A 22181-nucleotide genomic window follows, 5' to 3' on the forward strand; every position below is an offset into this window, starting at 1 on the left:
TAAATCACCCTAACCTTCCTTCAGTCTTGTCTTATGGTACTCTGGCTGCTTAAAAACTGTCCGGAGTATTGTTATATTGAACCCAGCGAAATTGAGGAAACAGGAGAATATGACCTAGAAGCCCTATTTCTTCGTCTAGGCTATGCGATCAAAAAAATTGGCGCTAAACGGGTACTTTTAGACACGATAGAAGTCTTGTTTGCTGGTTTAGCCAATGCCAACATTGTCCGAGCCGAGATACGCCGTTTATTTCATTGGTTAAAAGACCAAGGTGTGACAGCCGTGATCACAGGGGAGCGAGGAGATCGCACCTTAACCCGTCAAGGTTTAGAAGAATATGTTTCGGATTGTGTGATCAAATTAGAGCAAAAAACCTTTCAAGAAATCGCCACCAGAACCCTTCAAATTGTCAAATATCGTGGCTCTCGCCATAGTAACAATGAGTATCCTTTTTTAATTGAACAAACTGGCATTTCGGTCTTACCCATTACTTCCTTAAAGTTAGATCATGCGGTTTCTAATGAGCGAATCTCAACGGGCATTTCCCAGCTTGATGAAATGTTTGGCGGGCAGGGCTACTATCGGGGTAGCAGTATTCTTGTCACAGGCAGGGCAGGAACGGGAAAAACAACGCTGGCCGCTCATTTTGCCCAAGCAACCTGCCTGAGAGGCGAACGGTGTTTATATCTCGCCACCGAAGAATCCCCCCAACAAATTCTCCGCAATTTAAAGTCGATTGGTCTGGACTTAGCCCCCTATGTAGAGCAGGGATTATTGCAATTTGATGCGGTACGTCCCACTAACTACAATTTAGAAATGCGTTTGTTTAAAATCCATCGTTGGGTAAAAGAATTTCAACCAAGCACGATTATCGTCGATCCGATGAGTAATCTCATTTTGAGTGGAAGCTTTATGCAAACAAAAAGCTTTTTTATGCGTTTGATTGACTATTTAAAGAGCCAACAAATCACCGTTTTTTTGACAGATTTAACGCCCGGTGATACTGACAATGACCACGAACAGACAGAAATGGGTGTTTCCTCTCTGATGGATACTTGGTTAGAACTCCAAACGATCAAGGTGAATGGGGAGCGCAATCGGATTCTCTATGCCCTCAAATCTCGCGGCATGATGCACTCAAATCAAGTACGGGAATTTATCGTCACCAATGAAGGTGTAAAGTTGGTCGAGGTTTACTTGGGAGATGGCAAGGTATTAACAGGAACGGAAAGACTCAATCAAGAACTAAAGGAAAAATCTGCCTATCAAAAACGCCGACAGAATTTTGAACAAAAAAAACGTGAGTATGAACAAGAGAAAAAAATCGTACAAGCTCAGATAAATGCTCTACAAATGCAATTGCTCAATCGAGATGCGGAGTTAGATTTGCTGCTTGAAGAACAACAAGAGGAAGAAAAAGCGCTGCTGGAGAATCGAACCTTTATGGGAAGATTACGTCATCTTAATCCCTAAAACCTGTCTCTAAGGATAAAAAAAATGACAGATAATTTAACAGATAATTTCTCACAGCCCACTAACACAAAAGAGTCACATCTTTGGCAAATGCGGTTATATGTGGCGGGACATACACCTAAATCTCTGGTTGCTTTTGCCAATTTGAAGAAGATATGTGAGGAATATCTTCACGGTCAATATACCATTGAAATTATTGACTTAAGTCAACAACCGCAGCTAGCCATAGAAGATAGCATCGTTGCTCTACCGACTCTCGTTAGAAAATTGCCAGAACCGATTAAAAAGATTATTGGTGATTTATCAAATACTGAAAAAGTTCTGGTAGGACTGCAAATTCTTCGTGTCGATGAACAATAACTCAAGATAGAGGTACTAAAAATGATTGACTCCGAAGATGTTAAAGAAACAACCACAGAACTTTTTGAACACTCCCTGTCCCAATCAAAGGAAGAGTATTATACCCTACGTCTTTATGTTTCAGGTACAACGCTCCAATCGGTGACGGCGTTGCAAAACATCAAAAAGATTTGTGAGGAACATCTCCAAGGGCGTTATGAGTTAGAAGTTATTGATATTTATCAACAGACAGAATCTGTTATTGCGGAGAACATTGTGGCTGTTCCCACCTTGATAAAAAAGTTACCTCTGCCCTTACAAAAGATGATTGGCAATTTATCGAATACAGAAAAAGTCTTACTTGGTCTTAATCTCGTGCCTAAAAAAAATATAATTGGAGAGGAAAGAAATGAAGGATTCTCTGAGCCCTCTTGAAAAAATGAGCCAAGAAGTCGAAACCCTAAATCGGGAATTGGCAGAGGTGCAGGAACGCCTAAATGTAGCGGAAGAAACGTTGCAGGCGATTCGTTCTGGGGAAGTTGATGCTGTTGTTGTTTCTACGCAGCGAGGAGAGCGAGTTTTTACGATTCAGGGGGCAGATTATGTTTATCAGTGTTTAGTGGAACAAATGGGCGAAGGAGCGGCTACCGTATCTTCTGAAGGTTTAATTTTGTACTGTAATAAGCGACTCGCAGAACTCTTAAATTGTCCTTTAACAAATCTGATCGGCTCTCAATTAGAAACTTTTATTGCGCCCCAGGATAAAAAAGCATTTTTACTACTTTTGCAGCAGGTTCAGACTGAAAAAAATCTGACTAGAGAATTATTGTTGATCACAGCAACGGGAAATAAGGAAGTACCTGTTAAATTATCGTTTAAACAACTTCAGATAGATGAGATTTTAGTTAATAGTATTATTGTTACTGATATTACAGAATCTAAAATAAAAGAATCTGCGAAACTCACTCACATTCTCAACAGCGCGATCGCCGTTATTAAAAATTTTCGTCTTTTGACTGATGGTACTTTAGAGATCGATTCTTGGATAGGCGGAACTCAACAGATTTTGGGCTATAGCTTAGAAGCAGTGCAAGCAGATTCTGCCTTATTCATAGCGAATATATTGCCCGAAGATCGAGAAAAAACGCTCGCTTCATTTATCGAATATATTCAAGCGGGGCGCTCTGGTGTGATCGAATATCGGTTTTTGCATGGCGATCGCACGATTCGATGGCTTGCCTCAAACTATGTTGCTGAATGGGATCAAGCACAAGATTGTTGGGTGGGCATAGAAATTATTACGGATATTACCGAACGTAAAGAAACAGAGCAAAAAATTGCGGAACAAGCAGCCTTAATTGATCTTGCTAGTGATGCCATTTTTGTAAAGGATTTAGACGATCATATTTTATTTTGGAATAAAGGAGCTGAACGTTTATATGGTTGGGCAGAAGCCGAAGTTATAGGGCAGAAAACTCAAACCTTATTTAATCAACAGTGTAAAGTAACTGAGCCGATCCAAATCACTACCCAGCAAGGCAGTTGGCAGGGGGAAATAGATCAACTTACTAAAACAGGTAAGAATATAATCGTAGAAAGTCGTAAAACACTGATCAATAATCACTTTTCAAAATCCAAATCTATCCTCGTTGTTAATAGTGATATCACTGAAAAAAAACAACTTGAAAAACAGTTTTATCATGCCCAGCGATTAGAGAGTTTAGGAACGTTAGCAAGTGGAATTGCACATGATTTAAATAACATTCTCACCCCGATTCTGGGAGCTAGTCAACTGCTTCCTCTCAAAATTACCAATATAAATGAACCGACACAAAGACTGTTAAGACTCCTTTCGGGTAGTGCTGAACGTGGGGCTGATTTGGTCAAGCAAATTCTTCTTTTTAGTCGAGCAACGGATGGTGAATATGTAATATTACAACTAGGCGATTTGCTCCTAGAAGTGATCGGTGTTGTTCAACAAACATTTCCCAAATCAATAACTATTTCGACTAAAATTCCCGCAATGGAACTATGGACAATATCGGGTGATCCTACCCAGATACACCAAGTATTTATGAATCTGATGATTAACGCTAAGGATGCCATGTCATCAGGAGGAAGTTTGACCATCTCTGCCGAAAATCGCTCATTGGATGAAGATGATGCCCTGATGAATTTGGAAGCAAAAGCAGGCTTTTATGTGGCGGTGAGGGTGGCTGATACAGGAATTGGTATGCCGCCAGAATTGTTAAACCGAATTTTTGACCCCTTTTTCACTACCAAGGAAGTTGGCAAAGGAACAGGGCTAGGATTATCAACAGTAATGGGGATTGTCAAAAATCATGGCGGTTTTGTTAAGGTTTATAGCGAGTTGGGTAAGGGTACGGAATTTGAGGTTTTATTACCAGCTATAGAGGGAGAAGTCAGCCTCAAAACCGTAGAAAAAGCAATGCATAGAGGTAACGGCGAGTTGATTTTAATTGTTGATGATGAAGCCTCTATTCGAGAGATCACACAGACTTCTCTAGAAAACTATAACTACAGAACAATACTCGCTAGTGATGGGCTTGAAGCCATCGCTGTCTATAGGGAAAATCAACAGGAAATTAGTGTGGTTTTAATGGATATGATGATGCCTAACCTAGATGGTGTTTCCGCAATGCGCGCGTTGCAAGAAATTAATCCTGGGGTGAAGATAATTGCGACTAGCGGACTCCTTGCTAACAGAAAGCTGGCATTAGAGGCTAATGTCAAAACATTTTTGTTAAAACCTTACACGATCGCACAGTTATTACAAATGTTAACGGAGATACTGCCGCTAGACGAGAATAAAGCAAATCGCATCCCGCCCCTTACCTCTCAAGAGTCTTCTTCACTGCCGAGGGTTAAATTGTCGAGAGATGATTTAGCAATGATGCCCGCCGAATGGTTACAGCAAATGTATGATGCGGCGTACTATTGTGATGGGGATCTCCTGGTGCAATTAATTGAACAAATACCTAGTTCTCAAGTGGCGATCGCCAATGCCCTCAAAGATTTAACGCTGAGTTTTAAAATGGATATCATTATGGAATTAACGGATTTATCTAAATTAGGAGTTACGAAAGATCCCCAGGAAGAGAAAGATATTGAAGTTGCTGAATAAAAAGTATTTCAACCATTGGCATCCGTAGAGGCGATCGATTGACCATAATATCCCGGCCGGGGCGGGTTTTTGAGATTGTCAATTATTGGTAGATATGGTTGGTGAACCCGCCCCTAACTGATTTCGGGCGAAGCGAAGCGGAGGGAATCGAGGGGACATGGTATTAGGGGTAAGACAATTTGGACGATCGACCTTTGTGTCTAAATTAGTCGATCGCCCAGACTCAAATTCCCTCAATCAAACTATTTTCTCGCTAGAAAGTTCCCCACTAGCAGGAGGCTCTACCGTATCGCCAAAGGCAACCCGCAGAAAAGGCGGAGCCAAAAAAGTCGTCAGAATCACCATGATAATAATCGAGACTTCTAACGGTTTATCCAAAACCCCACTCGCCGAACCGATGCCGGCAAACACTAACCCGACTTCGCCCCGAGGAATCATCCCCACTCCGATCGCCAATCGATTGATTCCAGGCTGACCAAACACCACCCAACCAGTCACCAACTTGCCCGCAATCGCCACCGCAATCAAAAATACCGCAATCAAAAGCCCCGCCCGATTATCCGGCACTGTTGGGTTCAAAACTCCCAAATCCGCCCGAGCCCCCACCGTCACAAAAAAGATGGGTACAAATAAATCGGCGATGGGTTTCACCAATTCATCCAACTCGTTGCGGGCATCGCTTTCATCCAAAACCAAGCCCGCAGCAAAGGCACCCAAAATCGCTTCGAGATGAATTGCATTGCCCAGAAAAGCCATGAAGTAAGCAAAAATAAATGCCGGGATGAGAATATTGCCGCGAGTTTTGAGTTGACCCACCACCGCCGAGAAGGTTTTGTCGAAGATGCCCCCCAACAGAATCGAACCTAGCAGAAACGCAGTTGCACTAACAATCAAATAGATGACATTAACAACATCAATCTCACCGGTTTTCGCTAAACTGGCGACAACAGCCAGGACAATAATTCCTAGCACATCATCAATCACCGCCGCACCGACAATAATTTGACCTTCTTTAGAGCTCAGTTGTCCTAAATCAGACAACACTTTGGAGGTAATTCCGATGCTGGTTGCCGTCAAAGCAGCCCCTGCAAAAATCGCCGGAATCGCCGCCGTGTGGAAAATTATCATCAAGCCCGCAGTACCAGCGGCAAAGGGAACTGCCACACCTACGCAAGCGACAACGGTGGCTTGAATTCCCACTGCTTTCAGTTGTTTGAGATCCGACTCTAAGCCAATTTCAAACAGCAGAATAATCACGCCTAATTCAGCTAGCACTGCAATGACTTCACTCTGCGATTCAAACACACTGGTAAGCGCGGCAGGAGACAGATGATTAATCGATTGCAGAACTGTCATAATCCCTGAGTTGGATGCTGACAGCCCGCTTCCGGGAAAAACGACTAGGTGTAAAGCAGATACGCCAACAATTACCCCTGCTACAAGTTCACCCAAAACCGGCGGAAAATCAAACTTGAGAGCCACTTCTGCGCCGATTTTACTGGCGATATAAATCACTACCAAAGTGAGCAAAACTCCGCTGAGGACGAGCGGCGAATTTTCGGCCTCGACTGTTGCTAACAAAGGTATGGGAGCAACTAGGGATGCCATCCCAGAACTTAAAGCTGTAATTGTATGGTTCAAAAACATGGTTACGATGATGGTAAGAAAAACGATTCTACGGTGACTGTTGACTGTTGACTCTTGATTGTTGACTGTTGATTGTGAGTCGGAAATTGATAACTGTTACATATTGGGTAGCCAGTTAACTCGACATGACTATCAAGCAAAACTTGAAGAACCCAAATCTGGCGGTACATCCTGCCACCGCCCTTGTCCGACTGCTTGAATTGCTTCTTTTAGCAAGATATCGCCGGTATAAATTGCCCTACCGACGATCGCACTTTTGACACCAATTGGTTCCAAAGCCAGCAAACTCAACAAATCTGCGATCGAACTAACGCCACCGGAGGCAATCACCGGAATCGAAATAGCGTTAGCAATTTCGCGCAAAGATTCCAAATTCGGCCCTTCCATAGTACCGTCGCGGTGAATGTCGGTGTAAATAATTTCAGCGGCCCCTAACTCTGCCATTTTTTGCGCCAATTCTGTTGCTAAAACTTCCGAAGTTTCTAGCCAGCCTCTAGTCGCAACTTTACCATTTCTGGCATCGATGCCGACCAGAATTCGATCAGGAAATTCGGCGCACAATTCGCCGACTAATTGCGGTTGTTCGACGGCGACAGTGCCGAGAATGACGCGCCGGACGCCTAAATTGAGGATAGCAGCAACAGAAGCGCGATCGCGCATTCCCCCACCTACTTGACAGGGAACGTCTACTGATCGGACGATCGCTTCTATGGCTGCTTGGTTGACTGGATGACCTGCTTTGGCGCCGTCGAGGTCTACTAAATGCAGCATGGTTGCGCCTTCATTTACCCACTGTCTGGCGACTGCGACTGGGTTGTCGTTAAAAGTTTGAGACTTCGCGTAGTCTCCCTGATACAATCTGACGCATTTTCCATCCAATAGGTCGATCGCTGGAATTACATTCATAATTTTTCCTCAAATTGCTAATTATACCAGTTAAAAAAAAGAATGCAACTTTATGCCCGTACTCCCAACCCATACATAATCATTCATTCCGAATTCTAAAATCTAAAATCTAAAATCGTATTACCCATTACCATTTTTTTTTGACATTCGCAACCGCTATTTAAATGAAACATAATCGCCGAAGAAAGCGTAGACCATAAAGGAGTATTGACATCAGCTTTTTGCAAAGCTTCGGCCGTCCAGTCGTTGCAAGTTCTTAAAATATAGTAACTGCCTTTTGCTTCATAAAAACTGTCGTTGTTACCGTAGCCGTAGCTAATTTTCATTAGCCTACTTGCTGCGTCTAATTGGAATGAATTTTTAATAAAATTTACCAGCCTCAGATAATTTGCTGCACTAATTTTCACACATTTGGTTTCTATATTTCGGGGGAGAACCCGATAACCTTGAACGTGTACCGTAGAGGGAGTAGGGAGAAATAGCGCCTTGAAAGCTGTAACTGGGTTGATACTTCCTGATGTGGGAGTTTCCAACATAAAAGCTCGATCTCCCCAGCCAAAAGACAAATATTTATAATCAGAAGTGGCATCTCGCCCTATTTGTGTTAGGGGTAAAAATTGATTCCAGTCAAAATATTCATTTTTAACTGGAACAATGATTTCGGTGTGGATGCCTTCGTTAGAAATGTATAGAGAGAGAGTGCAATCTGCTTGCGAGTAATTTCCCCACTTTCTGGGAGTGAGATAGCCAATTGTTAGGCAAGTGGTCAAAGATAAGATGACAATTCCTAAGCGCTGTATGCTTTTTCTCATTTTAACCGTGGGTTTCAAATTCGGCCTTCGGATGGCGGGCGCTGCATCTTTGTGGGAAAGAATTCTTGCAGGGCATAATTGCGCTGTTCGGGGGTTTCGTTAGCCCAATTAGACAAACTTTCGTAGAAAAAGAACGACACGCCAGCGAAATCTCTTTTTCGCACTTCTTGCACTTGTTCTTGAATTTGTTTTAGGGGCACAGAATTATTTTTAAGACCAGTTAAAATACCGATCGCAGTTGGAATGTTAAGTTTAGCCAATTTAACTTCTTCCCGTTCCAGTTCTGCACTAAAACGCTTGATATCGCTGCGATAAACCTGCAACACAATTTCTTGGATGTAGCCGCGTCTTTCCCAGGTAAACCAGTCCTGCAAGTGGGCGGGTAAAGAAAAGTGAAAAGGGTTCGGAGATAAGCTGACAATACATTTTTCTTTGCGGGATTTGATGGCGCGGGAAACTCGGCCCACGAAGTCGTTGATTTTGTCAGCGCGCCAGCGCACCCAGAAGGTTTCGCGGGGGTCGTCGGAGGGAGGGCTTTTGATTTGTTGCTGATACATTGACACTGTTAACGGCTCGTAGCCAAATTCTACGGGCAAGCCGAAATGGTCGTCAAATTGAATACCATCTATATCATAATTAGCGACAATTTCTAGGATTAAATCTGAGATAAATTGCTGGACTTCGGGATGAAAGGGATTCAGCCAAACTCGATCGTGTTGGCCTTCTTTCCAAATAGTTGAACCGTCGCGCCGCTGCGCCAGCCACTCTGGGTGAAGTGTGGCTAATTCCGATTCGGCGGGAGCCATGAAACCAAACTCAAACCAGGGGATTACTGCTATACCTTTTTGGTGGGATTGTGCTATAATTTCTTTGAGGATGTCTCGGTCTTTCAATCCGGGCGAGGGGTCGATCGACTGTCCGAATACTCGTTGGGCTGCAGCACTCGGATAAAGCGTATAGCCTCCTTGCCAAACCGTGGGATAGATGGTATTAAAATTGAGTCGATCGAGTCGATTTACAGCGTCAATGATGTTGTTGCGGGAGAACATAACCTCGCTGTCAATGTTCGTCAGCCAGACGCCGCGCACTTCGGTTGTTGGGGTGGTGGGCGGGGTTTGAGCCAAGAGACGGGGGGATAAAATCGCGGAGGAGGTAAGGGCGATCGTAAAAACAACTATTAAACCCAGTATCCGCTGCCATTTGTGCAATTTAATCATCAATTTGTCGCAAATAGGATTATTTTTAGACTGATATTTTACCGTATAATTAGCTTGTTAGGGTGCGTCAGCGAGGGTTATTTTATTAAAAATCACTCGAACATTTCCTGACGCACCTACTATTTTTGATATTATTGGGGGTCAACGATGGTACCCATAAATAATATTGTTCCTGTAGTATCGTCTCGAATAGCACAAAAGAATGGACGGTTTACATTCATTTCAAAAGCCGGCCTAGATCTCGTCATCTCAATTACAGTCACGGCTGCTGCTTCTGTACCTTCTTCGTTAACTTCGACAAATGTTTTGTGTTTTACCGATTCTACTGCTACTGGGCTATCAGTCATCGGGGAAAAGTCGGTTTTCAATCCACCGAAAATTTCTGCTATTCCCAAAGCTATAAGTGTGTCGTTCAGTTTAACTTCATACTCTATTTTGAAGCGCGGTATTTCAATCATTCCACTTTTAGCTCTAAATTCTTGCATCCATTTATTCCAGTTTTCGGGTGTTAATTGCTGCGAGAAAGTTGCCAAATTGGTATTGGAGTTTGGCAAGAAAATATACATACTCAGAGCGCCTTTTTTGCCGTAAGGTAAACTGACTGCTTGAAAAGTTTCTGTTTCGTAGCACCGATAAGAGCCCATCTGGGACATCATTGGATGCTGTTTGGAACTGCTGTCTGTTAAATAAAAAGTTTTGTTGGCAGTTTTAGATTGATCAAATGGCGTTTCCCAGTTTCCTTTGAAATAGATGGCATTAATCAAAAATAAAAGTGTAGTAGGGTTGATTTTAGTGACTATTTTATCAATTTTTCCGTGAGTTTTTTCGCTCACCCAGTTGTTAATGAGGCTGAGAGCTTCTTGCGGACTATCAAAGTCTATGTCGGCAATATTGGCTTGGTAGTATTGTTGATTTATTTGCAAAAATTCGGGTTTTAATGAGAAGCCTTGTCTGACCAAAAGCGCGTTGGCAATTGATACTTGAACCTTGGGGTCATCTTTTTGCAAACTCTTTTGCAAATTGTGATTGGCTGCGTTGATTGCTTTTAAACTCATTTTCGTTAATTCGAGAGCTTTTGTCATTTCTTGTTTGGTTTCTCCGCTGACTCCGTTGTATGTCATTGACAGTGCGAGGGCGACAGAAGTAGGGGAAATAAAAATATTTTTATTCGGCTGTTGTTTGCTGAGGGTGTTGAACAAGTTAAAACCAAATTTGGTATTAGCTGCAACAAGTCTGGCGTCTACATTTATCTGATTGTTAGGGGGTGTCATGGCTAGAGCTTCTGAGTGATTGGGATTTGCGAGGTTGATTGCGTTAATTTTTAGTGGCGGGGCTAATTATGTGATTCAACCGGACATGATATCCTATTCTCTTGGTTAATTTTTTAAGAATAACCTTGCAGGTTCATGACTTTTCGATAGTGGGCTTCTATTTCACTGACTGTTTGAGATTGACGCTTGCTCGTCCACTCGCTGCGATCGAATAATTCCCGCCTCAAAGCATCAACATCGATCGTTTTCACCTTACCTTCGGCGACAATTTGCTTGCCGTTTACCCAAACGCTGTCTACCGCATTAGTCGGGCGTCCCCATATTAGTAACCCAATCGGATCGGTGCGCGGCAGCAAGGATAAACTGGTTAAATCATACAGCACAAAATCTGCTTTTTTTCCGACTGTCAGCGAACCCATTTCATCGGCGAGATTCAAGCCTTTTGCTCCTCCCAGGGATGCCATTTCTACAGACTGGCGCGGTGTAATCCATTGGCGGTAATCTAAATCCGTGATATTGTGCAAAATTGAACCAATTTTAATCGCTTCCAGCAAATCTTGAGAGTCATTGCTAGCAGCGCCATCGCAGCCAAAAGATACGTTGACTCCCGCCTGACGGTATTTCAAAATCGGCGCAATCCCGCTTCCTAGCCGCAAGTTGCTGAGGGGATTGTGTACAACAGTCGCTCCAGTTTCTGCCATAATCGCAATGTCGGAATCGTCCAGCCAAACGCAGTGGGCTAAGGAAGTTCGTGGACTCAAATAACCAATTCTTTGCAGGTGTTCGACAGCGCTACAGCCGTATTTTTCGTGAGCTAACTGTTTTTGAGCGGGGGTTTCCAAGAGGTGGGCGTGACGGCAAAGGTTGTAGCGATCGCTCAATTCGATGCAGCCTTCAAACAAAGCATCGGAACACAGTTGAATTCCCGTCGGCGCCAACAACATATTAACACCTTTTTCGGGATTGTGAAACTGTTTTATGGCTGTTTCCATTAATTCCAAAGTTGCCTTAGTCGATCGAATGTAAGCCGCGTGTTCGATGCCGCTATCGCCAGAAGGCATTCCCGCTGTCAGGGATTCATCTTGAATTAACGGCCCGATAAAAGCGCGGATGCCGATTTCTTGATAAGCGCGAACTGCTGCGGCGATTGTTTCTAATTCTTGCCCCGGAATCAAAACTAAATGATCGACTACGCTTGTACCGCCCGACAGCAATGTTTCTACCGCAGTTCCCAAGGCACTCAAATAAACTTGTTCGGAATCGAGAGGTGTAAAATCGTACAATTCGGCAATCCACAACTCCAGCGGTAAAGGGGGAATGATGCCTCGTTGCCACATTTCTGAAGAGTGAGTGTGCGCGTTGACAAAACCTGGCAGCAGCAGCTTATTTTTGCCATCGATAACTGTTCCCGCAGGCTCTAAATTGGGCGCGATCGCACTTATGCAATTATGCACCACTTGCACATCTGCAGTTTCATAACCACTATCAACCGGAATTAAAGCATTTTGAATTGTAAAGCTCATAGATTTACCCTTTTGGTAAATTTATATTAATTTTTATTGTATGATTCCACGGCGCTAACATTGGCGGTCGCCTGTAATAAAGTTAATAAATCATAAAAACTCTCAAATAGTTGCCGCTGATACTTAATTATAACCAAGATTTAAGATATGACAAGTTAGTGACAATCAAATAGTTATAAGATTGAAATTGTTTTTGAGTCAAAATCAATATGAATCCTGATTCTCTCCGCACCTTGGGCGTACCGCCGAATGCTTGGAAAGTTGATGCCAAAATTGCCGATATCACCCGATCGCCGATCGCGCCTCAACCTGTTACCCTGGAAACAGAAACTAAAACCCTGCGTTTGGACTTAGCAAAAGCAGCAATGTTGGTGATAGATATGCAAAACGATTTCTGTCATCCCGACGGTTGGCTAGCACATATTGGCGTAGATGTAACGCCTGCAAGAACTCCAATTAATCCTTTAACAAATTTACTGCCAAAATTGCGATCGCACGCAGTACCAATTATTTGGATAAACTGGGGAAACCGCCCCGATTTACTCAATATTAGTGCAGCTTCCCGTCACGTTTACAATCCCACAGGCGACGGCGTAGGTTTGGGAGATCCGCTGCCAAAAAACAACGCACCTGTACTGATGGCAGGGAGTTGGGCGGCGCAGGTTGTCGATGAATTAAAACCAAAACCGGAGGATATTTGTGTTGATAAATATCGAATGAGCGGCTTTTGGGATACTCCTTTAGATAGTATCTTGCGGAACCTCGGCAGAACTACACTTTTCTTCGGAGGAGTAAACGCCGATCAGTGCGTCATGGCTACGCTGCAAGATGCTAATTTCCTCGGTTACGACTGTATTTTAGTCAAAGATTGTACAGCGACGACATCTCCGGAGTATTGCTGGCAAGCTACTCTTTATAACGTTAAACAATGTTTTGGTTTTTTGTCGGATTCTCAGGCTATGTTAGAAGCAATTAAATAGCAGTCATCAGGGGAGTATCCCTCTGGAGTATAAAAAGCGTTTTTTAGGAGTGCGAGAGTCTCGCACAGCAAAGCCTATATCTCGCTTCCTGCTCTGACAGCGAACTCTCCTGTGAAATCAATAAACTTTGGAGGTTGAGCGGCGGACTAATGACTCTGGATTCTCACTAATGACAGCAGAAACATAACCACTGACAACTAACAATAAAAAAATGACAAACCAGTGCGTGATTCCTATTATAAAGTCTCCGAAAGACTACCAAGCATTTCGCATCAGTCCGGGCGATACTAATAGATTAGCTATCGTCTTCGATCCGGTAATAGCGAATGTTTCATTAACAGTTTGCGTGGAGATTTTCGATGTGGGGGGCAAAACTCCTCCCAACCGCCATCAATTCGCAGTAGAAATGTTTTTTGTACTCAAAGGAAAAGGGCAAGCAACCTGCGACGGCAAAACAATTAGTATTCAACCTGGAGATAGTTTGTTAGTGCCTCCAACAGGCACTCACGTAATTGAGAATACGGGCAGTGAACGTTTGTACACTTTGTGCATCATGGTGCCGAATGAGGATTTTGTGGAACTAATTCGCAGCGGCACACCAGTCGAACTCGATGAGGAGGATATGAGAGTTCTGGGGCGATCGGATGTACTCGTACCGTGCTAGGTTTGTAGTAAGAACTTGATTCCTAGGTTTGTAGTAAGGACTGGATTCTTTAGAAAAACCACTAAAGCCCTTACTACGAACTTTTTTAGTTGATGTTTTTTAGGATTTATGCTGAAACTTTGTCCGAAAGAAACAGCGTCAATGCTAACTAAAGATGGGGTTCGTTTAGATGCTGACATCTACCGCCCCGATGCGGAGGGCGAATTTCCAGTATTGTTAATGCGACAACCTTACGGAAGGGATCTCGCCTCTACAGTCGTATATTCCCATCCCGCATGGTACGCCAAACACGGCTACATTGTTGTCATCCAAGACGTGCGGGGACGCGGCACTTCCGAAGGCGAATTTAACCTATTTGTTAGCGAAACACAAGACGGTTTTGATAGCGTCAATTGGGCAGCTAATTTGCCGGGAAGTAACGGCAAAGTCGGAATGTATGGTTTTTCCTACCAAGGCATGACTCAACTCTACGCGGCGGCTGCTAAACCGAGCGCATTAATCACAATTTGTCCGGCAATGGTAGGCTGCAATTTATACACAGATTGGGCCTATGAAGGCGGCGCGTTTTGTCTGCAATCAAATCTCGGCTGGGCAATTCAGCTAGCCGCAGAAACCGCTCGCTTAAAAGCCGATATTTCTGCCTATCAAGCCTTGTATGCAGCTTCGATAAATCTCCCGCTATGCGATAGTGTGCCGGCGCGTCCTGAGATTATTAAAAATCTGGCACCCGACTCATATTATCACGATTGGTTGGATAATTATCGACAGAACGAGTATTGGGAAAAGTTATCGCCAAACATCAAAAATTTAGACTTGCCAATGCTCCACTTGGGCGGTTGGTTTGATACTTATTTGCGGGGAACAATCCATTTTTACAAGGAAATGGCGAGCCGAAGTTCCTGTCCGCAGCATTTGATAATTGGCCCTTGGGCGCATTTACCTTGGGGGCGAAAAGTTGGAGCGTTGGATTATGGTTTTGCAGCTTCCAATCCTGTGGATGAGTTGCAAATTCGCTGGTTCGATCGCTTCCTCAAAGGAGTTGATACAGGAATATTAGATGAGCGGCCGATTTCGCTATTTGAGATGGGGAGGAATGATTGGAGAAAATTTGATAAATGGCCTAATAATAATCATAAATCTTATTTTTTAGGAAGTACCGGACTTGCCGCGATGAGAGAAGATGCGGGTATTTTAACAGATTGTTGCCGGGATGTTGGCACTGATGATATATTTGTACATGACCCTTGGCGCCCGGTGCCATCCTTGGGAGGTCATGCTGCATTTCCTGCAGGTGCGATGGAGCGATCGACTATTGACTGCCGCACCGACATTTTAACATACACTTCGGCACCGCTAACAGCAGATTTGGACTTAGCTGGAGATATAATTGTCGAAGTATTTTGTACCGCAGATACGCCTACTTTTGATTTGTGTGCGATACTTTCTGAGGTCAAAGATAGCGGCAGCGTCTACAATTTTACTCAAGGTTACGTCCGGGTAAATTCAGGTGAAACACCTGTAAGAATTGTGCTGCAAGCAACTTGTATGCAAATTGCCAAAGGTAATGCCTTGCGTCTGAGTTTGAGTGCGGCTTGTTTTCCTGCTTACGACGTGAATCCGGGAACGGGTGCGCCGGGCGGTGAAGCGCGGGCGATCGATGCTAAAATTATCACGCTGACAGTAAGTTGTGGCGGGAATTGTCCCTCTCAAATTTTGCTGCCAATTGTCAATTAAACCTAAAATCTATCTAACTATGAGCGTTATCTTTCACATCACCCGCAGCCAACAGTGGGAAGAAGCAAAACAAGTTCAATCCTATCGCGGAGATACGCTAGATACTGAAGGATTTATCCACTGTTCGACACTGCCGCAAGTTCTTAAATCTGCTAATAAATTTTTTGTGGGACAAACAGGATTGCTGCTGCTTTTGATTGACTCGGACAAAGTGCAAGCTGAACTTAAGTATGAATTGGCTGCGGGTGAAAATTACCCGCACATTTACGGGCCGCTGAATGTTGATGCTGTGTTGAAAGTTGTTGAGTTTGAACCGGGTGCAGATGGCAAGTTTGAATTGCCTGAAGAATTAAGGGATGTTGTTTAAAATTCTGATTTTTGAGCATTGTCAACTAAGTTTTTAGGGCGGGCTAGGAGCAACGGCCCACGGGAAAGTTGAATTTTGTGGAACGGGCATCTTGCCCGTTCTAATTCCTGAAATATATCAATTTAAACTTACTGATTAACCAACTCTGCCGCCAATTTGAGTGCATCTTCGCGAGTCGCAATTCTCCCTTCCACCCGCGCTAATTGAATCTCCATTAACACTTGACCGATGCGCGGACTTCGGGGCAATTTCAAATATTCCATTAAATCATTACCGCTAACTAATTGTGTGGCATGAGCAATAATATCATCAGCATCCAGATAGCGATTAATTAACAGTGAAATATCCTCAACCGCAACTCCCGCAGCCACGGCCACAACCGCTAAAACTGGAAATACTATTCCCACATCCCGAAACAAAAAATACTGTTCCCGCAAAGACATTTCCGCGATGGGTTTTGCTTGCAATTGTGGCAAGTATTTCAAAAGCCCGATCGCACTTTTAATCTCCGCATTGCTGTACTTCAACCGCTGCAACTGGGTTTCAGCAATTGTTGGGTCAGAATCTGCCAAAATAGCCAACTTGCCGACAGCCAACAACGGCGTTTTAATCGTATCTCGAATCTGACGCCCGAATTCCTTCCCTAATTCCGGGTAAATTGCCGCTAATTGGTCAGCACACAAATCAATTTTTGTCAAAATATCAAAACGGTCGATCGCACTTTCAAACCAAATCGAAAACAAACCGTCTTCGCAACCGCGACAAATCCAAGGAACACCGTCAGGATTACTCAACAAATAACCTAATTCCGTCCGCACCCGTTCCACCGCTACCCGACTCAACAGCGGCGCTAATTCCCGAATCGCAGATAGAGTTTCAGGTTCGATCGCAAAACCTAACTGCGCCGCTTGGCGGTAAGCTCTTAATAACCTCAGCGGATCGTCCTCCAAATTTGACCGCGAAACCATCCGCAGCAAACCCAAGCGCAAATCCGTTTGACCGTCCAAAGGATCGATGATTTCTCCTGTAAAAGGATTGCAGGCGATCGCATTTATCCGAAAATCCCGGCGCAGCAAATCCCCCTCCAGAGTCCCCCCTTCCGCCTGCGCCAAATCCACCGTACCGCCCGCAAATACAACCCGCGCAATTTGGCGTTCCGCATCCAACAAGACAAATCCACCTTTCGTGCGATCGGCAATTTTTCGAGCAGTCTTCACGGCCCGTGTTAGCATAACGAAATCCAAATCAAAATAGTGCGATCGCCTCCCCAGCAGCGCATCCCGCACCGCACCGCCCACCAAATAAGCAGGCGGTGTCAGCAGTTCCAAATCAAACGGCCAACTATCAGGAGATAATGAAGAGGGCAAATTAATCGGCATCGCAACAAAAATCTACTTTCCTTACAAACAATTAAACTCTTGCTACGCTAGATTAACAGAAAGCTCAAATTTCACCAATCTTTTTGAAATGCACAGAGGATATCAAGAATGTGTATTTGTATTAACTGCCACTATGTAGACCGCTGCTTCACCTACCACGCCGTAGAAGAACAGCACGAACAGCTTCACCTCACCGAAACACCCGATTTCGACCCCGTAGAACCCACCATCAACGTAAACATTCGCCCCCGCCAAGACGAAATTGAAATGGAATGGGATGTAGTCGGGTGTCAGAGTTTCAAGCAAGAGACCGGCAAATGGGCAAAATTGCGGCCAGGCGAACTCGTCCCGACTTAAGGCAGAAGTCATTAGTCAGTAGTCAGTAGTCATTAGTTATTTGTTGGTTGTTGGTTGCTATTTGTTGTTTTTTATAGTTTTTTTTTGAGTTGTTAACGATAACAACCAATAACCAATTCCCAATTTCCAATTCCCGATGCCCGATGCCCAATTCCCCCTTCCCAATTAAAAATCTAAAATCTAAAATCTAAAATCTAAAATCAAATGTGCTATTGCTTAAACCCAACTTGTCAGAATCCGCAAAACCCAGGGGATGCAGAATTGTGCCAAAGTTGCGGCTCAAAATTGTTGTTGACTATTGACCCAGAAACGCCATCTGCATCTCGCTACCGAACCATAAAGCCGATCGGGCAAGGAGGCTTTGGCCGAACCTTTCTAGCAGTTGATGAAACCAAACCCCTGATTTTTTCGCAGTGCGTAATCAAGCAATTTTTGCAGCAAAATACCGCAGCCGAAAAAGCCGCTCAACTATTTCACCAAGAAGCAGCCCAGCTAGAAACCTTGGGAAAACATCCCCAGATTCCAGAATTAATCGCGCATTTTGAACAAGACGGGAGACAGTATTTAGTACAAGAATTTATAGACGGCAAAAACCTAGCCAGAGAATTAGAACAAAAAGGAGCATTCACCGAAACTCAAATTCGGCAAATTCTCAACGATTTATTGCCAGTGCTCCACTTCGTCCACAAATCCAAAGTTATTCACCGCGATATCAAACCCGAAAATATCATTCGCCGCCGCCTATCTCCAACTCCTTTACCCGCCTTAGAAAGTTCCTATCAACCCTCTCCTTTCCAAAAAGATATTGTTTTAGTAGACTTTGGTGCAGCTAAGAAAGTAACAGCAACCGGGTTGCCACAAACAGGTACAATCATCGGCAGTGCTGCTTATACAGCCCCAGAACAATTGATGGGGAAAGCAGTTTTTGCCAGCGATATCTACAGTTTGGGCGTTACCTGCATTCACTTGCTGACTGAAATTCCTCCCTTCGATTTGTTCGACAGTACAGAGGATTCTTGGGCTTGGCGAAATTATTTGAAGACTGCTGTTAGCGATGATTTCGGCCGCATCCTCGACACCATGCTTCAAAGTGCCACCAATCGGCGCTACAGTTCAGCATCAGCAGTCATCCGGCACTTGAACCCCAAACCGGTGTATTTAGACGCAGCGCCTGTGCTAGACGCGCCGGAAACGCCTGCAGAACGGGTGGTTACACCCGCGCCCGGTGTGTCGCTTTTCACTCGCCAAGAGCAAGCCGAAATTCAGCAAGCTTTACAAGAGGATCTCGCCCCGTACAATGTTACAATCCAAGTCAGTCAAGCCAAGCAACAGCTCAATATCGTCATCAACAGAACCGAAGACAACCCCGTTTACTATCCGCACTTATCTCAAATAATTGCCACCAGACTCACCGATTTGCAGTTAAATAAAGTCGCAGCCGTGAAGCTGTTGGGAAGAGTCAACAATTCTCGCCGCCCGGAGTGGAAGCAAATATTGCAAATCGATCCCAAGATTCAATTGAGAAACAAACTCGTGCGGCTGCAACACAATCAATTAGTCAAGAAAATCGCACCTGTTGCTACCCAAGAATTTTGGCTGCCGAAGTTGAAAACTCAGGATTTTTGGATAGATGCACTAATGTTTGCCTTAGTTTGGTTTATTTTTGGCTCTCAAATAGTCATTTTTAATTCGTGGTTCGCGCTAATAGTTTCTTCGGGTTTTATGGCTGTAAAACATCAAGTTTCCCAAAACAAAGAATTTGCCAATAAAAATTTATTTGCAAGTTTAGTTGTGCTGTTTTTGATGACTGGGGGCATGGGTAATTCCAGGATTTTAAATACGGGAATATTTGGCATTCTTTTGGGTTGCTTAGTTGTGGCTTTGCCGCTGTTTTTTGTTAAGGAAAATTATCAGTAATCGTGAATAGCAATCCCCCAGACGGAACATCAGTTAAAAAATACGGCTTAGCCCTGCACACAGCTAGTCGCGAACTCGGTTTAGCCATCAGCAATTTTGCCGGGGATTCTCGCTGCCAAACTTGGAATTTGGATCGCGATTTAGCCACTCATTTGCATCAGTATTTAGTCGAGTTTATTGGGCCGCAAACTTGGGCTGATTTGGCTTTTATTGCAGTGGCGAAGGGGCCCGGAGGTTTCACGGGGACTCGGATGGGTATGGTGACGGCGCGCACTTTGGCCCAACAGTTGGATATTCCGGTTTTTGCGATTTCAACTTTGGCGGCTGTCGCTTGCAGCAGCAGTAAAAAATCTATCTCAAATCAGGATATGGCGCTGCAAATGCCTGCACAGCGGGGACAATTGTTTGGGGCGGTTTATTCAGTTAACAAAGATTCTGGTTTAACTGAGTTGTTTCCTGATACGGTGATGACTCCTGAATCTTGGCAGGAAAAGTTGGATAATTGGGGGAGTTCTTATCAGTTGATTGAAGTTGGTAGCGAGTTGGGTTGGTCGGTTTCTAGTGTGTTGGAATTGGCTTATTTGGAGTGGCAAATGGGAAGTCGCCCTGATTGGTCGGAGGCTTTGCCTTTTTACGGGCAACATCCGGTTAAAGGACACTGAATATTGGGAATAGGGCATTGGGAATAGGGAATTGGGCATGATTTCGTTTCAGTTAAATCAACTTGTAGAGTGCGTTTTTTTTCCGACCATGCCCGATGCCCGATGCCCGTAAATGATTTATAAGCAATTAAGCAGACTTGATATCCTTGTTTATTTAAGGGCGATACAAACTTCGAGGCAAAAAGTTAATGTTAGCGGGTCTGGGCTTTCGGTTCGCAATTGATCGATCTCAGCTCGATCGCAGCCGCGAGATTCCATGAAATCGAGCATCCAGTTCGTTATTGTACCGAGATCGATGTATTTTGCTCCGAGACAAACAGGGCAAATTTCTGGGCTGAGGGTACCGGTGCCGCCGCATTCGGGGCAATCCCAGTGGCTGGTTACGGGATCGGGGGTAGTTGGGATGTTGTTCATGCTGGGAAAAAGTACGCGCGGTGTAGCTATCGCGCAGGGAATCGCACTACTCGTTAACTCTAGCAAAAATGCCGATCGCCCTTACTTCTTCCTGCCTTTACACTAAGCGAGCTAGTGAGTAAAATTGACAAAAATACAAAAAGGGTGGCTATGTTCGATCGCACTCAATGGTTTTTGGCTGGTATGTCGATCGCACTTTCGCTTCAGCTAAGTCAGCCAGTTGCAGCAGCCGCGCCCGTTGGCAAAGTCTTACAAACAGCACAAACTAACAGTAGCGAGGCTGCTGCAAAAGCATTAAAAGAAGGAATACAACTCTACAATCAAGGAACAGCGGAAGCTTTAAGAGGTGCGATCGTCAAATATGAAGAAGCATTAAAACTGTATCGGGAAGCGGGCGACAATAGAGGGCAAGCACTTAGCCTCTATGGTCTTGGCAGAGTCTACTCAGCATTGGGAGAAAAACAGAAAGCGCTAGAGTATTACAACCAGTCCCTTCCCCTGAGTCGGATAACCGATGCTCTTGCTTTGGATGCTAACATCCTCAACAACATCGGCGGTGTCTACTCACAATTGGGAGAACAACAGAAAGCGCTAGAGTATTACAACCAGTCGCTTCCCCTGTATCGCGCAGTAGGCTATCGCCTTGGGGAAGCTACCACCCTCAACAACATCGGCTTAGTTTACTCAGAATTGGGAGAACAACAGAAAGCGCTAGAGTATTACAACCAGTCGCTTCCCCTCAGTCGGGCAGTGGGCAATCGCCGTGGGGAAGCTACCACCCTCACCAACATTGGCTTAGTCTACTCAGATTTGGGAGAAAAACAGAAAGCGCTAGATTATTACAACCAGTCGCTTCCCCTGAGTCGGGCAATCGGCGATCGCCGTGGGGAAGCTACCACCCTCACCAGCATCGGCGGTGTCTACTCAGATTTGGGAGAAAAACAGAAAGCGCTAGAGTATTACAACCAGTCGCTTCCCCTGAGGCGAGAAACGGGCGATCGCGGTGGGGAAGCTACCACCCTCACCAACCTCGGCGATGTCTACTCAGATTTGGGAGAACAACAGAAAGCGCTAGAGTATTACAGCCAGTCGCTTCCCCTATTTCGGGCTCTCGGCGATCGCGGTGGGGAAGCTACCACCCTCACCAACATCGGCGGTGTCTACTCAGATTTGGGAGAAAAACAGAAGGCGCTAGAGTATTACAGCCAGTCGCTTTCCCTGAGTAGGGCAATCGGCGATCGCCGCGGGGAAGCTACCACCCTCAACAACATCGGCAATGTCTACTCAGCATTGGGAGAAAAACAGAAAGCGCTAGAGTATTTGGGCCAGTCGCTTCCCCTGAGACGGGCAACCGGCGATCGCCGTGGGGAAGCT

The 22181-nt window shown here is 44.5% G+C and carries 20 protein-coding genes; 12 read left to right on the plus strand and 8 right to left on the minus strand.

The genetic code is table 11. The features are described from left to right. Positions 1 to 33 precede the first annotated feature (33 nt). The 4 genes from kaiC to QUA07_RS24195 are packed head-to-tail and all read left to right on the plus strand — an operon-like array spanning position 34 to position 4957. Positions 34 to 1473: a circadian clock protein KaiC gene (gene kaiC / locus QUA07_RS24180; protein WP_333330156.1), complete on the plus strand. Its 1440-nt coding sequence runs from the start codon at positions 34 to 36 to the stop codon at positions 1471 to 1473. Positions 1474 to 1497: 24 nt separating this feature from the next. Further along, entirely contained in the window at positions 1498 to 1833 is a 336-nt protein-coding gene (locus tag QUA07_RS24185) for a circadian clock KaiB family protein (RefSeq protein ID WP_333330159.1), read from the plus strand. Between the two features lie 21 nt (positions 1834 to 1854). Next, positions 1855 to 2247, plus strand: a complete 393-nt coding sequence (locus QUA07_RS24190; protein ID WP_333330161.1) for a circadian clock KaiB family protein — start codon at positions 1855 to 1857, stop codon at positions 2245 to 2247. Continuing rightward, positions 2222 to 4957 (plus strand): PAS domain S-box protein, encoded by a 2736-nt coding sequence (locus QUA07_RS24195; RefSeq protein WP_333330163.1) that lies wholly within the window; start codon positions 2222 to 2224, stop codon positions 4955 to 4957. Before QUA07_RS24190 ends, QUA07_RS24195 begins: the two co-directional genes overlap by 26 nt. Positions 4958 to 5194: 237 nt before the next feature. Here QUA07_RS24195 and QUA07_RS24200 read toward each other — a convergent pair whose 3' ends face one another. The 6 genes from QUA07_RS24200 to QUA07_RS24225 form a co-directional block, all read right to left on the minus strand. Then, positions 5195 to 6604, minus strand: coding sequence for a cation:proton antiporter (locus QUA07_RS24200; RefSeq protein WP_333330166.1), 1410 nt, complete (start codon positions 6602 to 6604; stop codon positions 5195 to 5197). Between the two features lie 132 nt (positions 6605 to 6736). Further along, complete coding sequence (hisA, locus tag QUA07_RS24205; protein ID WP_333143846.1) at positions 6737 to 7510, minus strand: 1-(5-phosphoribosyl)-5-[(5-phosphoribosylamino)methylideneamino]imidazole-4-carboxamide isomerase; 774 nt, start codon at positions 7508 to 7510, stop codon at positions 6737 to 6739. A 95-nt stretch (positions 7511 to 7605) separates the two neighbouring features. Then, positions 7606 to 8322 carry a TIGR02117 family protein gene (locus tag QUA07_RS24210; RefSeq protein WP_333330169.1) on the minus strand — a complete coding sequence of 239 codons (717 nt, stop codon included), beginning with the start codon at positions 8320 to 8322 and terminating at the stop codon, positions 7606 to 7608. A 14-nt stretch (positions 8323 to 8336) separates the two neighbouring features. Then, positions 8337 to 9539, minus strand: coding sequence for a glycoside hydrolase family 10 protein (locus QUA07_RS24215; RefSeq protein WP_333330172.1), 1203 nt, complete (start codon positions 9537 to 9539; stop codon positions 8337 to 8339). A gap of 131 nt (positions 9540 to 9670) precedes the next feature. After that, on the minus strand, positions 9671 to 10810 hold the full coding sequence (locus QUA07_RS24220) for a serpin family protein (protein WP_333330175.1): 1140 nt from the start codon (positions 10808 to 10810) through the stop codon (positions 9671 to 9673). Positions 10811 to 10923: 113 nt separating this feature from the next. Continuing rightward, positions 10924 to 12333, minus strand: coding sequence for an amidohydrolase (locus QUA07_RS24225; protein ID WP_333330178.1), 1410 nt, complete (start codon positions 12331 to 12333; stop codon positions 10924 to 10926). Between the two features lie 209 nt (positions 12334 to 12542). On the opposite strand from QUA07_RS24225, the gene QUA07_RS24230 reads away from it, so the two are divergent. The 4 genes from QUA07_RS24230 to QUA07_RS24245 all read left to right on the plus strand — a co-directional run bounded on the left by QUA07_RS24230 (position 12543) and on the right by QUA07_RS24245 (position 16078). Then, a complete protein-coding gene (locus QUA07_RS24230; protein WP_333084250.1) occupies positions 12543 to 13313 on the plus strand; it encodes a cysteine hydrolase family protein in 771 nt (256 codons plus the stop codon). Positions 13314 to 13524: 211 nt separating this feature from the next. Further along, entirely contained in the window at positions 13525 to 13977 is a 453-nt protein-coding gene (locus QUA07_RS24235; protein WP_333330181.1) for a cupin domain-containing protein, read from the plus strand. 141 nt (positions 13978 to 14118) lie between these two features. Next, positions 14119 to 15711, plus strand: coding sequence for a CocE/NonD family hydrolase (locus QUA07_RS24240; protein WP_333330184.1), 1593 nt, complete (start codon positions 14119 to 14121; stop codon positions 15709 to 15711). A gap of 19 nt (positions 15712 to 15730) precedes the next feature. Further along, positions 15731 to 16078: a DUF952 domain-containing protein gene (locus tag QUA07_RS24245; protein ID WP_333330187.1), complete on the plus strand. Its 348-nt coding sequence runs from the start codon at positions 15731 to 15733 to the stop codon at positions 16076 to 16078. 128 nt (positions 16079 to 16206) lie between these two features. Here QUA07_RS24245 and QUA07_RS24250 read toward each other — a convergent pair whose 3' ends face one another. Beyond that, positions 16207 to 17457: a CCA tRNA nucleotidyltransferase gene (locus QUA07_RS24250; RefSeq protein WP_333330190.1), complete on the minus strand. Its 1251-nt coding sequence runs from the start codon at positions 17455 to 17457 to the stop codon at positions 16207 to 16209. 108 nt (positions 17458 to 17565) lie between these two features. Between QUA07_RS24250 and QUA07_RS24255 the strand changes: the two genes are divergently transcribed. The 3 genes from QUA07_RS24255 (at position 17566) to tsaB (ending at position 20393) form a co-directional block, all read left to right on the plus strand. After that, positions 17566 to 17814 (plus strand): Ycf34 family protein, encoded by a 249-nt coding sequence (locus tag QUA07_RS24255; RefSeq protein ID WP_006632635.1) that lies wholly within the window; start codon positions 17566 to 17568, stop codon positions 17812 to 17814. A 204-nt stretch (positions 17815 to 18018) separates the two neighbouring features. Beyond that, complete coding sequence (locus tag QUA07_RS24260) at positions 18019 to 19731, plus strand: serine/threonine-protein kinase (RefSeq protein ID WP_333330193.1); 1713 nt, start codon at positions 18019 to 18021, stop codon at positions 19729 to 19731. Between the two features lie 2 nt (positions 19732 to 19733). Further along, entirely contained in the window at positions 19734 to 20393 is a 660-nt protein-coding gene (gene tsaB, locus QUA07_RS24265; RefSeq protein WP_333330196.1) for a tRNA (adenosine(37)-N6)-threonylcarbamoyltransferase complex dimerization subunit type 1 TsaB, read from the plus strand. A 150-nt stretch (positions 20394 to 20543) separates the two neighbouring features. Here tsaB and QUA07_RS24270 read toward each other — a convergent pair whose 3' ends face one another. Continuing rightward, positions 20544 to 20807 (minus strand): hypothetical protein, encoded by a 264-nt coding sequence (locus tag QUA07_RS24270; protein WP_333330199.1) that lies wholly within the window; start codon positions 20805 to 20807, stop codon positions 20544 to 20546. Positions 20808 to 20957: 150 nt separating this feature from the next. On the opposite strand from QUA07_RS24270, the gene QUA07_RS24275 reads away from it, so the two are divergent. Next, a partial coding sequence (locus QUA07_RS24275; protein WP_333330266.1) for a tetratricopeptide repeat protein occupies positions 20958 to 22181 on the plus strand: 1224 nt, incomplete at its 3' end.

Source organism: Microcoleus sp. T3_A4 (assembly GCF_036700465.1).
GTDB lineage: Bacteria > Cyanobacteriota > Cyanobacteriia > Cyanobacteriales > Microcoleaceae > Microcoleus.